12 protein-coding genes and 2 pseudogenes are annotated in these 15,199 nt (G+C 70.6%); 8 read left to right on the plus strand and 6 right to left on the minus strand.

Annotation, left to right across the window (positions count from 1 at the left end; translation table 11 throughout):
- Positions 1 to 19 precede the first annotated feature (19 nt).
- The gene (locus ACEWX3_RS26900; RefSeq protein WP_374158209.1) at positions 20 to 1,222 is read right to left on the minus strand and encodes a glycoside hydrolase family 3 N-terminal domain-containing protein; all 1,203 of its coding nucleotides are present in this window, start codon (positions 1,220 to 1,222) and stop codon (positions 20 to 22) included.
- A gap of 69 nt (positions 1,223 to 1,291) precedes the next feature.
- Here ACEWX3_RS26900 and ACEWX3_RS26905 point away from each other — a divergent pair, with 69 nt between their 5' ends.
- The 5 genes and pseudogenes from ACEWX3_RS26905 (at position 1,292) to ACEWX3_RS26925 (ending at position 7,506) form a co-directional block, all read left to right on the plus strand.
- The gene (locus ACEWX3_RS26905; RefSeq protein ID WP_152515025.1) at positions 1,292 to 1,465 is read left to right on the plus strand and encodes a DUF2613 domain-containing protein; all 174 of its coding nucleotides are present in this window, start codon (positions 1,292 to 1,294) and stop codon (positions 1,463 to 1,465) included.
- A gap of 25 nt (positions 1,466 to 1,490) precedes the next feature.
- A pseudogene (locus tag ACEWX3_RS26910) lies at positions 1,491 to 2,852 on the plus strand (alpha-(1->3)-arabinofuranosyltransferase family protein); the annotation flags it as partial.
- A complete protein-coding gene (locus ACEWX3_RS26915) occupies positions 2,843 to 3,112 on the plus strand; it encodes a DUF4573 domain-containing protein (protein ID WP_374159964.1) in 270 nt (89 codons plus the stop codon). The pseudogene ACEWX3_RS26910 and the gene ACEWX3_RS26915, both read left to right, overlap by 10 nt.
- A gap of 64 nt (positions 3,113 to 3,176) precedes the next feature.
- Positions 3,177 to 6,101: an alpha-(1->3)-arabinofuranosyltransferase family protein gene (locus tag ACEWX3_RS26920; protein ID WP_374159965.1), complete on the plus strand. Its 2,925-nt coding sequence runs from the start codon at positions 3,177 to 3,179 to the stop codon at positions 6,099 to 6,101.
- Positions 6,028 to 7,506: an AMP-binding protein gene (locus ACEWX3_RS26925; protein WP_374158210.1), complete on the plus strand. Its 1,479-nt coding sequence runs from the start codon at positions 6,028 to 6,030 to the stop codon at positions 7,504 to 7,506. The genes ACEWX3_RS26920 and ACEWX3_RS26925 overlap by 74 nt, the downstream gene beginning before the upstream one ends.
- 29 nt (positions 7,507 to 7,535) lie before the next feature.
- Here the strand turns inward: ACEWX3_RS26925 and ACEWX3_RS26930 are convergent, their stop codons facing one another.
- Positions 7,536 to 8,744 (minus strand): acyltransferase family protein, encoded by a 1,209-nt coding sequence (locus ACEWX3_RS26930; protein ID WP_374158211.1) that lies wholly within the window; start codon positions 8,742 to 8,744, stop codon positions 7,536 to 7,538.
- A gap of 187 nt (positions 8,745 to 8,931) precedes the next feature.
- Here ACEWX3_RS26930 and ACEWX3_RS26935 point away from each other — a divergent pair, with 187 nt between their 5' ends.
- Positions 8,932 to 10,140: a DUF3068 domain-containing protein gene (locus ACEWX3_RS26935; protein ID WP_207069429.1), complete on the plus strand. Its 1,209-nt coding sequence runs from the start codon at positions 8,932 to 8,934 to the stop codon at positions 10,138 to 10,140.
- A gap of 35 nt (positions 10,141 to 10,175) precedes the next feature.
- Positions 10,176 to 11,891, plus strand: a complete 1,716-nt coding sequence (locus tag ACEWX3_RS26940) for a hypothetical protein (protein ID WP_374159966.1) — start codon at positions 10,176 to 10,178, stop codon at positions 11,889 to 11,891.
- Here the strand turns inward: ACEWX3_RS26940 and ACEWX3_RS26945 are convergent.
- The 4 genes and pseudogenes from ACEWX3_RS26945 to ACEWX3_RS26960 form a co-directional block, all read right to left on the minus strand.
- Positions 11,791 to 12,048, minus strand: coding sequence for a hypothetical protein (locus ACEWX3_RS26945; protein WP_374158212.1), 258 nt, complete (start codon positions 12,046 to 12,048; stop codon positions 11,791 to 11,793). The two genes, ACEWX3_RS26940 and ACEWX3_RS26945, sit on opposite strands and share 101 nt — an antisense overlap.
- Positions 12,049 to 12,058: 10 nt before the next feature.
- A pseudogene (locus ACEWX3_RS26950) lies at positions 12,059 to 12,916 on the minus strand (oxygenase MpaB family protein).
- Entirely contained in the window at positions 12,913 to 13,140 is a 228-nt protein-coding gene (locus ACEWX3_RS26955) for a hypothetical protein (protein ID WP_374158213.1), read from the minus strand. The pseudogene ACEWX3_RS26950 and the gene ACEWX3_RS26955 overlap by 4 nt, the downstream one beginning before the upstream one ends.
- Positions 13,141 to 13,232: 92 nt before the next feature.
- Entirely contained in the window at positions 13,233 to 14,393 is a 1,161-nt protein-coding gene (locus ACEWX3_RS26960; protein ID WP_374158214.1) for a glycosyltransferase family 4 protein, read from the minus strand.
- Between the two features lie 35 nt (positions 14,394 to 14,428).
- On the opposite strand from ACEWX3_RS26960, the gene ACEWX3_RS26965 reads away from it, so the two are divergent.
- The gene (locus ACEWX3_RS26965; protein ID WP_374158215.1) at positions 14,429 to 15,196 is read left to right on the plus strand and encodes a class I SAM-dependent methyltransferase; all 768 of its coding nucleotides are present in this window, start codon (positions 14,429 to 14,431) and stop codon (positions 15,194 to 15,196) included.
- Positions 15,197 to 15,199: the final 3 nt, after the last annotated feature.

Below are 15,199 nucleotides of genomic sequence, written 5' to 3' on the forward strand. Positions count from 1 at the left end.
GTAAGCATCGACTGGCCGTTCAGCCGCCGCAGCGCGGCGAGGGCCCCTTCATCGCCACCACCCGCCGCACCGACGCGTCGACGTTGGGCAGCGTCAATTCACCGGCAGCAACCGCCGCCTCGAGCCGGTCGAGCACCGCCGGTACCTCCGCCGTGGTCACCCACAGCGCCACGTCGGCGCCGGCCTGCAAACCACGCAGCACGGCGTCGGGGACGCCGAATCGGTCGCTGATCGCGCGCATGCTCGACAGATCGTCGGTGAAGACCGGACCCGCGAACGGTGGGCCGCCGTAGTCACCGGAGCGCAGCAGCGCGTAGGCAGCCGGGCTCAGGCTGGCCGGCTCGCTGCCGGTCAGGCCCGGGACCTGCATGTGACCGACCATGACGCCAACCGGTGCCGCGGAGGTCAGCGTGCGGTACGGCACCAGATCCTGGTCCAGCAGCTGCTCCAGCGGCGGTGTCACGACACCTTCGGCATGCGAGTCGCCCGAGGCTTGGCCATGACCCGGGAAGTGCTTGAGGACGGGCAGGATGCCGGCGTCGCGCAGGCCCTGCGCGTAGGCCCCGGCGAAGTCGGTGACCACGGTGGGGTCCGAGCCGAACGACCGGTCGCCGATCACCGAGTTGTCGGCGGCGTCGGTGACGTCGACGACGGGTGCGAAGTCGATGGTGATGCCCATGGCCCGCATCTGGCGACCGCGATCGGCGGCGATCTGGCGGACTTCCTCGGGGCTGCTGGTGCGTGCCAGCACCCGGGGCGAGGGTTGGGAGCCGATCAGGCTGGACAGTCGCGACACCCGGCCGCCCTCTTCGTCCACGCTGACCGCCAACGGCAGTGGTCCCGCCCCGGCAGCGATGTCCGACAGCGAACCGTCGGACAGCATCGACAGGTCCGTCCAGCTGCCGACCATGATGCCGCCGACGTGATGGCTGTCGGCGACCGCGCGGGCGTCCGCGGCTCCGGTCACGCCCACCATGAGCAGCTGGGCGAGTTTGTCGCGGGTCGACATCGATGCGACGACCGCGTTCGGGTCGCCGCACGCCGGCGGGGCCGGAGCGGCCGGTGGGGGCACCACGGCCGGCGGTACCGGACCGGCGGCCATCGTCACCGTCGAGCGGGGACCCGCGACAGGTTCCTGCGCCGGAGACGCGCAGCCCACCAGCAGCGACGCCGCCGCCAGCACCCCGGTCAGTGCTCTCGGCACCGTCGTGCGTGTGACCATAGGCCCCGACAGTAGCCGGTCGATGCAGCAACGATCGAGCAGCACACGCATCGTGCTAGTTTGGCGGCCATGGATCGGTTTCTCGTGCCCGCGGCGGCCAGCATCGTCGTCGGCCTGCTGCTGGGCGCGGCTGCCGTGTTCGGGGTGACGCTGATGGTGCAGCAGGACACGAAGCCTCCGCTGCAGGCGGGCGATCCGGCGTCGTCAGTGCTCAACAGGGTCGAGTACGGCAACCGCAGTTGATGCGTCCGTAGCCTCGGTCACGCCGTTGCGACGGCGCTGGCTGTGGCTCGTCGGCGCGGTAGCTCTGCTCCTGACCTTCGCCCAGTCGCCCGGACAGATCTCACCCGACACCAAACTGGACCTGACGGCCAATCCGCTGCGGTTCCTGACCCGCGCGTTCGACCTGTGGAACAGCGACCTGCCGTTCGGGCAGGCCCAGAACCAGGCGTACGGCTATCTGTTCCCCCAAGGGACGTTCTTCCTGCTCGGCGACCTGCTCGAGATTCCCGGCTGGGTGACGCAGCGGCTGTGGTGGGCGCTGGTGCTGACCGTCGGGTTCTGGGGTGTGTTGCGCGTGGCCGAGGCCCTGCGCATCGGTACGCCGACCTCACGGGTGCTGGGCGCCATTGCGTTCGCGTTGTCGCCGCGGGTGTTGACCACGCTCGGCGCGATCTCGTCGGAGACATGGCCGATGATGCTCGCGCCGTGGGTGCTGCTGCCGGTCATCCTCGCGTTCCGGGGTGGGTCCGGAGGGGTGGGAGACAGCCGGGCTGGGTCCGGAGGGGCCGATCCGCGAATTCGGCTGCTTGCTGCGCGATCAGCGCTGGCGATCGCGCTCATGGGTGCGATCAACGCGGTCGCCACGCTGTCGGCGTGTCTGTGCGCGGTGGTGTGGCTGTTGGCGCACCGCCCGAACCGCACTTGGTGGCGGTTCACCGCGTGGTGGCTGGGTTGCACGGTGTTGGCGGTGACGTGGTGGGTGGTCGCGCTGCTACACCTCGGCCGCATCAGCCCACCGTTCCTCGACTTCATCGAGTCCTCCGGGGTCACCACGCAGTGGATGTCGCTGACCGAGATGCTGCGCGGCACCGGGGCGTGGACGCCCTACGTCGCGCCGGGCGCCACGGCGGGGGCGCCGCTGGTGACCGGGTCGGTCGCGGTGCTGGCGACGACGCTGGTAGCCGCGGCGGGATTGGCCGGTCTGGCGTTGCGCACGATGCCGGCTCGCGGTCGATTGATCACGATGCTGATGATCGGAGTCGCGCTGTTGGCGGCCGGGTACTCCGGTGGGCTCGGCTCCCCGATCGCGGCCCAGGTGCAGGCGTTCCTCGATGCCGACGGCACCCCGCTGCGCAATCTGCACAAACTGGAGCCGCTGCTGCGGTTGCCGCTGGCCCTGGGGTTGGCGCACCTGCTGGGGCGAATTCCGTTGCCGGGCAGTGCGCCCCGCCCGGTGTGGCGGGCCGCGTTCGCGCATCCGGAGAACGACAAGCGGGTGACGGTGGGGGTCGTGGTGCTGGCGGCGCTCACCGCGGCGACCTCGCTGGCCTGGACCAGCCGATTGACCCCACCCGGGGCGTTCGACGCGATCCCGCAGTACTGGCATGACACCGCGGCGTGGCTCGACGAGCACAACACCGGTGCGGCCGACCCGGCCGGCGGAGACGGCCAATCCGACCCAGCCGGCGGAGACGGCCAATCCGACCCAGCCGGCGGAGACGGCCAATCCGACCCAGCCGGCGGAGACGGCCAATCCGACCCAGCCGGCGGAGACGGCCAATCCGACCCAGCCGGCGGAGACGGCCAATCCGACCCAGCCGGCGGAGACGGCGAATCCGACCCAGCCGGCGGAGACGGCGAATCCGACCGAGCCGGCGGAGACGGTAATTCAGCCCCGGCCGGCCCCGGGGGACGGGTACTGGTCGCCCCCGGCGCTCCGTTCGCGACCCAGGTGTGGGGCAACAGCCACGACGAGCCGCTACAGGTTCTCGGTGACAGCCCCTGGGGGGTGCGCGATTCCATTCCTCTGACCCCGCCCGAGACCATCCGCGCGCTGGACTCGGTGCAGCGGCTCTTCGCCTCGGGACGGCCGTCGGCGGGGCTCGCCGACACGTTGACCCGGCAGGGCATCTCGTATGTGGTGGTGCGCAACGACCTCGATCCGGATGCGTCGCGCTCGGCACGCCCGATCCTGGTGCACCAGGCCGTGGACGGTTCCCCGGGGCTGACGAAGGTCGCCGAGTTCGGCGACCCGGTCGGTCCCGGCACGCTGGAGGGGTTCGTTGCCGACAGCGGATTGCGCCCGCGCTACCCGGCGGTCGAGATCTACCGGGTGGACGGCGCAGGTCCGCCACCGGCGGCGCCGTACGTCGTGGACACCGACGCCATGGCACGGGTGGACGGCGGGCCGGAGGCTCTGCTTCGCCTCGACGAGCGCAGGCGGTTGAGCGGTCAGCAGCCGCTGGGCCCGATGCTGCTGACCCAGGACGCTCAACGCGCGGGACTGCCGGTGCCCCTGGTGACCATCACCGACACCCCACTGGCGCGCGAGACCGACTACGGCCGTGTCGACGACCATTCGTCGGCCGTGCGCAGTCCCGGTGACGCCCGCAACACGTTCAACCGGGTGCCCGACTATCCGGCCGACGGCGCCGAGCTGGTCTACGGGCGATGGGACGGCGGGCGGATTTCGGTGTCGAGTGCGGCGTCTGATTCGACCGCGCTGCCCAATGTGTCTCCGGCTTCCTCGCCCGCCGCGGCGATCGACGCCGACGCATCGACCAGCTGGGTGTCCAACGCGCTGCAGTCGGCGGTCGGTCAGTGGCTGCAGGTGGATTTCGACCGGCCGGTCACCAACGCCACTCTCACCATCACTCCCAGCGCCACCGCCGTCGGCGCGCAGGTGCGCCGTCTGGAGGTGGCCACCGTCAACGGCACCAGCACGGTGCGCGTCGAGGACCCCGGCACCCCGGTCACCGTCGCGCTGCCGTATGGCGAGACACCGTGGGTGCGCATCACCGCGACCGCCACCGACGACGGTTCGCCCGGAGTCCAGTTCGGCATCACCGACTTCAGCGTCACCCAATACGACGCGAACGGGTTCGCCCACCCGATCCCCCTGCGCCACACCGTCGACGTTCCCGGTCCTCCCCCGGGATCGGCCATCGCGCAATGGGACCTCGGTGCCGAGCTACTGGGGCGGTCGGGGTGCGCGGACAGCCCGACGGGCACCCGGTGTGCGGCGGCGATGGCGCTGGCCTCCGAGGAGCCGGTCAACCTCAGCCGTACGCTGACCGTGCCCGAGCCGACGCCGGTCGATCCGACGGTGTGGGTACGCGCCCGTCAGGGACCCAACCTCGCCGACTTGATCGCCCAGCCCGGCGTGGTCCGCGCCGCCGGTGATGCCGACCCGCTCGACGTGCTGGGCTCGGCGTACGCCGCCGCCGACGGTGACCCCGGCACCGCATGGACCGCCCCGCAGCGCGTGGTGCAACCCCGCACACCTCCCACACTGGTGGTGAAACTGCCCGAGCCGCGCACCGTGGCGGGCCTGCGGGTCACCCCGAGTTCCTCAGCGCTGCCGGCCCATCCGACGATGATCGCCGTCGACCTCGGCGACGGCCCCCAGGTCAGGCGGATCGACGGCACACAGACATTGGACCTGCAGCCCCGCCGCACCGACACGGTCACGCTGTCGCTGATGGACTGGGACGACGTGATCGACCGCACCGCATTGGGTTTCGATCAGCTCAAGCCACCTGGGCTGGCCGAGGTGGTGCCCCTCGACGAGGCAGGGGCGCCGATCGCACCCGCCGACGCTGCGACCAACCGGGCCAGGGCCGTCACGCTGCCGTGCGGGCGCGGGCCGGTGATCGGTGTGGCGGGCCAGTTCGTCCAGACCTCGGTCACCACCACCGTCGCCGCGCTGCTGGACAACGAGCCCATCGCGGCACGACCCTGCCGCAGCGAGCCGATCACCCTGCCTGCGGGCGAACAGGAACTGCTGGTCAGCCCCGGCCCCGGACTCCTGGTCGACGGAGTCGAGCTCGCCACTCCACGCGCGGGTGAATTGCGCACGGCCCCTACGGTTCCCGTGCCCACCGGCGCCTGGCGCAACGACCACCGCGAGGTCGACGTCACCCGCTCCGACCGGCAGCGGCTCCTCGTGGTGCCCGAGAGTGTCAACCCGGGCTGGACCGCGAGCACCGCCGACGGTGTGCCGCTGGCGGCGATCACCGTCAACGGCTGGCAGCAGGGCTGGATCGTGCCGGCCGGCACCGCGGGAGCCGTCACGATGAGCTTCACCTCCAATGCCACCTACCGTTGGGGGTTGATCGGCGGGTTGGCACTGCTGCCGATGTTGTTGGTCGCGGCATTCGTGCCGGGGCGGCGCCGCCGGACCACACCTCCCGCGGTGCGGCCCTGGTGCCCGCCGGCGGCGGTGCGTGGCGCGGCGGTGGTCGTCGCGGCCACGGTCATCTCGGGACTGGCCGGAGCGATGGTCGCCGGCGCCGCGCTGGCTCTGGCTCATCTGTTCCGGGGAAACGAGAAGATCACCCGCGTAGCGACATTGGGCACGGCGGCGGGCGGGCTGGTCCTTGCCGGGGCGATCCTGAGCCAGAACCCGTGGCGGTCGGTCGACGGGTACGTCGGACACTCCGCCGGTGTCCAACTGCTGGCGCTGCTGTCGGTGGTGGCGGTCGCCGTGTCCGCCGCGGTGCCGCCCGGCACACCGGTGAGCGACTCGGCCGGCCTGTCCGATTCCGGCCGAGCGGAGCAGCTCCCCGACGACAATGGAGCCCATGACCCACCCAGGCAGCCAACGAGTTCCCCCGATCGGCACCCAGGTATCGGCGCTGGCCGCGCAGGCCCCTGATGCGCCGGCGGTCACCTGTTCGGGTGTCACCGTCACCCGAGCCGAGCTCGACGCGACATCCAACCGCCTGGCGAGAGCATTCGCGTCGCAGGGCGTCGGAGTCGGCGACTATGTGACGATCGTGCTGCCCAACTCGCTGGACTGGGTGTACGCGGTGCTGGCGTGCTGGAAGCTCGGGGCGGTGCCGCAACCGTTGTCGGCGCGGATGCCCGACACCGAACTGGCAGCACTGCTCGAACTGCGGCCCCCGGCGCTGCTCGTCGGGCGCCCCGACCCGACCGGCAAGACCGCGAGCGCAGGGCCCGCGGTCGCCGAGATCGCCGCCGGCTTCTCCGATGATCCGCTGCCGGAGGCGGTTTCGCCGGTGTGGAAGTCGATGGCGTCGGGCGGAAGTACCGGGCGCCCCAAACTCATCGAGGCCGGCAACGACAGCAGGGTGCCGCCCACGATCGGGGCCCCGCTGGGCGCCGAACCCGGCGACGTCAACTTGGTTTCGGTTCCGCTGAGCCACAACACGGGATTCACCACGTTCGCGATCGGCCTGCTGCAGGGACACCATCTGGTGCTGATGCCGCGATTCGAGCCGCAGGAGTTCCTGCGGCTGGTCACCGAGTACCGGGTGACGTTCCTGGCGACCGTCCCGACGATCATGCAGCGGCTGCTGCCGGTTCACCGCGCCGATCCCGACGCGTACGATCTGTCGTCGATCCGGCGGTTCTGGCATCTCGCCGCGCCCTGCCCGCCGGCCGTCAAACAAGCCTGGATCGATCTACTGGGTCCCGATGTCGTGTGGGAGCTCTACGGCGGCACCGAGTTACAGGCGCTGACCTTCATCTCGGGTGCGCAGTGGTTGAGCCATCCGGGCTCGGTGGGGGTGGTCGTGTCCGGCGAGATGAAGGTGTTCGACGACAACGGGCACGAGTGCCCACCGGGTGTGGCGGGCGAGATCTACATGCGGCCCGCTCCGGGCAGCCGGCCGACCTACCGTTACATCGGCAGCACCGCGAAGAGCCGCGACGGCTGGGACTCTCTGGGCGATCTGGGCTATTTCGACGCCGATGGATTCCTGTACCTCAACGACCGTCGCGTGGACATGTTCACCGTGGGCGGGCGAAACGTCTATCCGGCTGAGATCGAGTCGGCGTTGGCCGAGCACCCTCACGTGTTGTCCAGCTTGGCTGTGGGGCTGCCCGACGACGATCTCGGCCAGGTTCCGCACGTGATCGTGCAACCTGCTGCCGACATGTCCGAGGACACGGTGCGGGACTTCCTGGCCTCGCGGATCGCGGCGCACAAGTTGCCCCGCTCGGTGGAGTTCACCGAGCGGCCGCTGCGCGACGATGCGGGAAAGGCCCGTAGGTCGGCGGTCCGCGACGAGGTCATCGCGCGGCGGGCCGCGCAGTAGAGCCAAGCGCGGCGGGCCACGCAACACGGCTAACGCGCGACGGCGGGTTCGATATGCTCGGTGACCGAGCTGTCCAGCGGGGTGGGGTCGTTGCGCCGCTCCCATCGCCGCAGCGCGTTGCGGCAGGGTGATTCGATCAACCCGTAGCTGACCGCGGCGATCGCGAAACCGAACAGGACGGTCAACACCAGCACCACGGTGAAGTGTCCGTTGAAGGAGAATTCCCCGATCATCGGGAAGACCATCGCCAGTGCGGCCAGGTGCCAGACGAAGAGCCCGTAGGACCACCGGCCGAGCGTGACCATGGTGTCGCTGCCCAGAATTCGGTGCGGCGTGTCGGGCCGGTCCAGCACGAGCGGCGCCAGCAGCGCGCCGGCCACGATGGCACCCATGGCGGTCTTGAGCGTCACCTGCGCGATCGAGCCGGGGTGCAGACCTTCCAGACCCGCCAGCGGCGACGCGGCGACGGCGAAGGCACTCACCGCGATCAGCGCCATCAGGACGCGGTGCCGCGCCAGTCGGTGCGGCCAGCCGACCTTCGAGACGGTCAGCTCCGCCAGCACCATGCCCGCGGCGAACCACGAGAAGAATGCGGGCGGCCAGTTCCACAGGTTGTGGCCGGATCCGCCGTCGAAGGGGATGTGCACCCAGAACAGGCTGGCGACCGCGGCGGTGAGGATGACCGCGATCCGGGCGCGGACCGGTACCCGCCGGCACAGCAGCGCCAGCAGCGGTAACACCAGGTAGAAGCTCATCTCCACCGACAGGCTCCACATCTGGGTGAGGCCCGCGGTCAACGTCAGCGGCACGTAGATCTGGGTCAGCGTCAGGTTGGCCAGCCATACCGTGAGGTCGGCCTGGGCCTCGGGGAGCAGCGTCAGGATCACGACGACCGCGACGAGGTAGCCGGGCATGATCCGCACGATCCGCGACCGGAGGTAGTGCCCGGTTCTGGGCCGCTCGCGCAGCCCCCTGGCGGCCGCGGCGTGACCGCGCCACAGCAGGAATCCCGACAGCGCGAAGAACACGGCCACCGCGAGGTCGAACCGGCCGAGCACCCGCCCGACCGCACCGGTGGTGTGTCCGGTCTGGAATGCGACGTGGGTGACGACGACCCCGATCGCCGCACACGCACGCAGTCCCTCGACCGCGGGCAGGAAGCTGCGGGTGCCGCCGACGGCGTTCTGCGCCGCGTCGGGAGCCGCGCCGGGCGGTGTCGCGGTGGCGGTCACGTCCAACAGTGTGCCCCGCTCCGGTCGATGACGGCGAGAACGGGTAGTCACCCCCGCACGGAGACGGGTGCCGAACGGGTCCGTCAACGGCTCGTAGTGAGCGACGACCTTATTCTCTGCTGTTAGGGTCGAACGGGTTTTGCCGCCACAACACAGGTCTGGGTTGTGGCGGTAGGTGAAGGGAGACACGGTATTGAACCGCGCAGTCGCGCTGAGGATCGCCGCGTGCGGAATCATGGGCCTGGGGGCCGCGTTGCTGATCGCCGCGTTGCTGTTGTCCACCTATACCAAGAGCAACATCTCCAAGATCCCGCTGGACATCGACCACACGGTGGTCAGTGACGGCAGCGGGACCGCGTTCGACCCGGCGTCGCTGAACGAGCAGAACTTCGTGGTCAACGAAGACGTGCCGTTGGTGATGCAGGAGCAGGTGACCGTCGAGTCCCCGGCCAATGCCGACGTGGTGACGCTGCAGGTGGGCAGCACGTTGCGGCGCACCGACAAACAGCAGGAAAACGGCCTGCTGCTGGCGATGGTCGACACCGTCACCCTGGACCGCGAGACCGCGATGGCGGTGTCCAGCGACAGCAATCCGGGCGGTGCGGTGCAGAAGCCGCGCGCGATCGAGAACGAGGAACCGCCCACCAACATCGCGTTGCCGCACGAGGGGCTGTCCTATCGCTTCCCGTTCGACACCGAGAAGAAGACCTACCCGTACTTCGATCCGATCGCGCAGAAGGCGTTCGACGCCAACTACGACGGGGAAGAGGACGTCAACGGGCTGACGACCTACAAATTCACCCAGAACGTCGGTTTCGACAACGACGGTGAACTGGTCGACCCGATCCCCTATGCCTCGCTCTACGACGACGAGGCCGACAGCAGGGCGACCGCACCCGCGCGGTTGTGGGGCATCGAGGCCGAGGATCCCGAGGAACCGATCACGATGACGCGGTACTACGCCGCGCAGCGCACCTTCTGGGTGGACCCGGTGTCGGGGACCATCGTCAAACAGACCGATCGGGGCTATCACTATTACGCCCGCGAGGCGCTCGAACCCGAGGTCACCTTCGTCGACTACAGCGTCACCACGAACGAGGAGTCGATCGAATCCCAGGTCTCCGCGGCGCGGGACGAACGGGACCGGGTGGCCCTGTGGGGACGCATCCTGCCGATCACCTTCACTGCGCTGGGCCTGATCGCGCTCGTCGGAGGGGCGCTGCTGGGCGCCTTCAGCCTGCGCGCGGAGTCGATGCTCATCGATCCGGGCCTCGACGACGCGGGGCGACGGTTCTTCGGTCACCGTGACGACGAAGGCGAGCCGGTACCCGGCGCCGAGGCGAAGACCGAGAAGCTGCCCGCGCAGCGGCCGTCCGATCTGCCCCCGGACAGACCGGGCTGATCACCCGCGCATTCCCGCCGGCCTTCGCGCTGGCTCTGACCCTGGCGGTGACCGGTCCGCTGCTGTCGCCGGGCTACCTGCTGTTGCGGGACGCGGTGTCGACGCCCCGGTCCTATCTGTCGGATGCGGCCCTGGGGGCGACGCAGGCCGCGCCGCGCGCGTTGCCGCAGGACTTCGCCGTCGCGGTGGTCTCGCACGTGTTCGACGGCGGCGTGGTCGTCAAGGTCCTGCTGATACTCGGTATCTGGTTGGCGGGCTGGGGAGCCGCGCGACTCGTGGCGATGCTGCTGCCGGACGCCGGCCTGGCCGGGCAGGCCGTCGCGGTGACGGCGGCGATCTGGAATCCCTACGTGGCCGAGCGGCTGTTGCAGGGCCATTGGAGCCTGCTGGTCGGTTACGGCTGCCTGCCGTGGGTGGCGCTGACGGTGCTGTCGCTGCGCCGGTCCGAATCCCGCGGGGCGGTGCAGGTGCCGGCGCTGCTGTTCTGGATGGCGCTGGCGGGACTGACGCCGACCGGGTTGATGCTGGCCGCCACGATCGCGCTGGCGTGCACGGCGGCCGGCGGCGCGGGACGGTCCCGGCGGTTCTGCGCGCTGCTGAGCCTGGGGGCTGCGGTCGGCGCCGCGCTGCCGTGGCTGACGGCCTCGGCGGTGGCACCCGGTTGGGCGGCTCAGGCTGGTGTCGCCGAGGCCGGGGTGGCCGCATTCGCCGCGCGCGCCGAGCCGGGACTCGGAACCCTGGGCAGTCTGGCCGGCCTGGGCGGCATCTGGAACGCCGAGGCGGTGCCCGCGTCGCGGACGAGCGTGTTCGCGGTGTTGTCGGTGGTCGCGTTGCTGTCGATCGTGGCGATCGGGGTGCCGCTACTGATCCGCCGGCGCGCCGCGACGCCGCTGCTGCTGCTGGCGCTGGTTGCGGTCACGGTGCCGGCGTTGATGGCGACCGGCCCGGGGCTGGCCGTCGTCGAGGCGGTGATCCGGGGCTTTCCCGGGCTGGGTGTGGTGCGCGACGGCCAGAAATGGGTGGCGCTGGCCATGCCGGCGTATGCGTTGGCCGCCGCGGGGGCGGTGGTGACGTTGCGACCCCGGGTGCCGGCGCTGGTGTCGGCGGCGGTGTGCTGCGCGGTGCTGGTGGCGTCGCTGCCCGATCTGGCCTGGGGGGTGGGCGGGCAGGTGCGGGCGGTGCGCTACCCGCCCGGGTGGCAGAGGGCGGCGGCGGTGATCAATGCCGACCCGGGGCCGGTCGCCGTGTTGCCGGTCGACAGCATGCGCCGGTTCCCGTGGGCGGGTGAGGCCCCGGTGCTCGATCCGCTGCCGCGCTGGGTTCGTGCGGAGGTCCTCAGCACCGGTGACCTCGTCATCGCCGGGCGGCTCATTCCCGGGGAGGGCACCCGGGCCCGCGAGGTGCAACAGCTGCTCATCGGTGGGGCGGACGCGCACCGCCTCGCCGACGCCGGGGTGCGCTGGGTGGTCGTCGAAGGCCCCGACCCGCAATCATTGCCGCTGCCGCTGACCTATCGGGACTCCGACATCGCGGTGTACGCGGTGGGCGGTGACGCTCCGCAGGCCCCGCAGCGCGGGGTGCTGCTGGCGGCGCACCTCGTCTGGCTGGCCCAGCTCCTGGGCGGCCTGCTGGCGATGCTGATCGGTCGGGTCAGACACCGCACACCGCGGGCAGCAGCAGGAAAGCCGGCCACAGACCCGCGACCACCAGATAGCCGGCCATCTCCCCGCCGGCCGGAAGCACCGGGCTGACCAGCGATTCGATGTGGCGGACCTGTTCGATGCCGAAGAACGCGAACACCAGTCCGACGAGCAGGTACGGAATTGCCAGCCACAATCCGACCTCGACCATGCCGGCCACACTGACCCGCCGGCTGAGCAGCCGGCGGGTGGCGGTCTTCACGCCCATCGATTTCTCCTCAGACCAGACGGCGCTGTCGGCGTACCCGCAGCCGGACATCGGCGAGCAGCAGGTGGGTACCGCCCTGCCTGATGAACCCCGGCAGGAAACGGTTGACGAACGCCACGATGAGGAACAGACGCTCGAAGAGGTGCTGTCGCACCGGGCCCCACTCCAGACCGAGGGCGTCGCGGAACACCGGCGCGAGAAAGCCCGTCGTGAGGAACGTCAGCAGCGGCCGGAACGGCAGCCCCAGAATCGGGTTGATCATGCGCAGGTTGATCAGGTCGAGCAGGTAGGCGCGGACCACGTCGTCGACGGCGACCTGCGTGCAGGCCTCGTCCCAGTACCGGTCGAAGTCGGCGCGGGATGGGGGCCATTGGTCGTCGCTGACCTGCAGGGTGGTCCCCAGCGGCCAGGCTGAGCGGTAGAACTGCTCGGTCTGCTCGGGGGTCATCTCGCCGCGCAGCAGCTGATAGGTGTCCTCGAGCCCGACGAACAGGCAGGCCGCGACCCACATCTGCAGGTCGCGGTCGAACGCGTTGTAGCGCACTGGACTCGACGGCCCGGACTGCACGTGGCGGTGCGCAGTGTTGACGGCCTCGCGATAGGCGGCCCGGTCGTCCTCGTCTCCGAACACGGCGACCGCCAGGTACTGGAACGTGGTGCGCGCCCGCTTCCACGGGTGCTTCATCAGGCTGCCCGATTCCACCCTGCTCTCGGCCACGCCGTGTCCGACGCCGGGCCGTGACATCTGCATCACGACGTTCGCGGCTCCCGCGGCGAACGACTAGAAATCCATGGCGTCCCCGACGCGCGCGGCGGCGTCGTCCCAGCGGGCGGTGCGCCGCGAGATCTGGATGCGCGTGGCCGTCATGTCGGGCACGCCACCTCGGCGACCCACAGCACCGGCCAGAACGCGATGCCGCCGATCAGCGCGCCCACCTTCTCCAGACCGTGCACCCCGGCGAGGTGATCGGGATGGGTGGCGGTCCACAGCAGGCCGAGCAGGATGTGGGGGATGTTGACCAGCACCGCCAGACCGATCCACTCGGCGATCGTCATCTCGTAGGCGAACACCTTGCGCAGCACGCCGACCATGACCCGATGTTAATGCTCATACGCGGCGACGCGTATGGTTTCGACGCCGAAAAGGCACGTGAAAGACCTTTACGTGCGTTATTTGTGAACGGTCAGACAATCCCTGTGAGGAATACTCGGGCGTGCACCGCGTCGAGGACCGTTCGCATGGCCTCGGCTGACTGAGGCCACGAGAACTCACCGCTGCGCACCAGGGCCTTGGCGCCCAGCTGTTCGCGCAGGACGCGGTCATCGAGCAGGCGCCGCAGAGCGTCGACCAGGCCGCCGTCGTCGTCGACGAGCAACCCGGTGACGCCGTCGACGATCGAGTCGGTCAGACCGCCGGAGGACCGGTAACCGACGGTGGGTATGCCATGCTGGGCGGCCTCGACCACCGCCAGTCCCCATCCCTCCTTGCGGGACGGCAATACGTGCACCCAGCTGCGTTGCAGCACGGCGTGTTTGGCCGCGTCGTCGACATGTCCGTGGAACGTGACGGCGTCGGCGATGCCCAGGCGGCGGGCGTGGTCGACGAGCGGCTGGGCCCACCAGCCGCCGCCGAGTACGTCGAGATGCAGGTCGGGTACGTCGCCACGCAACCGCGCGACCGCGTCCAGCGCGTCCTCGATCTGCTTGTGCGGCACCAGCCGCGACAGCACCGCCACCCGTGGAGTCGGCGAGCGCTCCGAAGTGAGCGTGTCCGCAGGGGCGGCGTCCACACCGTTGCGGACGATCGCGATGTGGCCGGCGGGCGCCCCCAGGTCGGTCAGGTCGCGCGCCGACGGCAGCGACACCGTCACGTACTGGTTGCGCCGGTGCAACCGCGGCGACAACCAGGACTCGACGAACCAGCCGATGCGGCCACGCACCCGGCCGGCCACCGGCCACTGCTCCCGGTGGCAGTGGTGCACGAGCACGACGACCCGCCGGCCGTAGGCCAGGCGCGCGCAGAACGGAAGCCCGTTCTGGGTGTCGACGACGACGTCGGGTCGCACTCGACGTAGCGGACCCAGACCGAACCGGGCGGCCACCATCGCCAAACCGGCCCAGATGTACACCGAGTGGGGCCCCCCGGAGCGCTGGATGTGCACGCCGTCGACGACCTCGCGCCGCCGCGCGCCGGGATAGCGTGCGGTGCGCAGCGTCACCCGCATGCCGGATGCGGCGAGGTGGGCGCCGATTCGTTGGAGATAGGTCTCGCTGCCGCCGCCCTGCGGGTGACCGGTGTCGCGCCAGCACAACAGCAGCACGGACTTCACGGGCGGGGCAGACATCCTCGTCAGCCTAACCGTCGGCTTAGGGTTGCCAGGTGGTCGCTACCGATCTGTTCGCACGCCGGGCGACGTTGTCCCGGTCGCTGCGTCTGCTCGGCCAGTTCCGCTTCGAACAGACCGATCCGGACCGGTTCTACGGCGCGCTCGCCGCGGACACGGCCGCGCTGGTCGGCGACCTGTGGACCGGCACCACCGGCACGACGCCGACCGGGGTCCGGGTACTCGACGTGGGCGGCGGTCCGGGCTACTTCGCGACGGCCTTCGCCGACGCCGGGATGCGCTACATCGGAGTGGAACCGGATCCGCGCGAGATGCACGCGGCCGCCCCGCGCACGCACCGTCTGACGGGCTCCTTCGTCCGCGCCTCGGGGATGCGGCTGCCCTTCGCCGATCACAGCGTGGAGGTGTGCCTGTCGTCGAACGTCGCCGAGCACGTTCCCGAGCCGTGGCAGCTGGGGGAGGAGATGCTGCGCGTCACCCGGCCCGGCGGGCTGGCCGTGCTGTCCTACACGGTGTGGCTGGGCCCGTTCGGCGGCCACGAGATGGGCCTGACCCACTATCTGGGCGGTCGCCGCGCGGCCGATCGGTACACCCGCAGGCACGGGCATCGACCCAAGAACGACTACGGCTCGTCGTTGTTCGCGGTGTCCGCGGCGGCCGGGCTCGACTGGGCCCGGAGCACCGGCGCTCTGGTCGCGGCATTCCCTCGCTACCACCCGAGATGGGCGTGGGGCCTGGTGAAACTTCCCGGCCTGCGGGAATTCGCGGTGAGCAATCTGGTGCTGGTGTTGCGCCCCCTCTGATTG

It is taken from the genome of Mycobacterium sp. G7A2, assembly GCF_041902445.1.
Taxonomy (GTDB): domain Bacteria; phylum Actinomycetota; class Actinomycetes; order Mycobacteriales; family Mycobacteriaceae; genus Mycobacterium.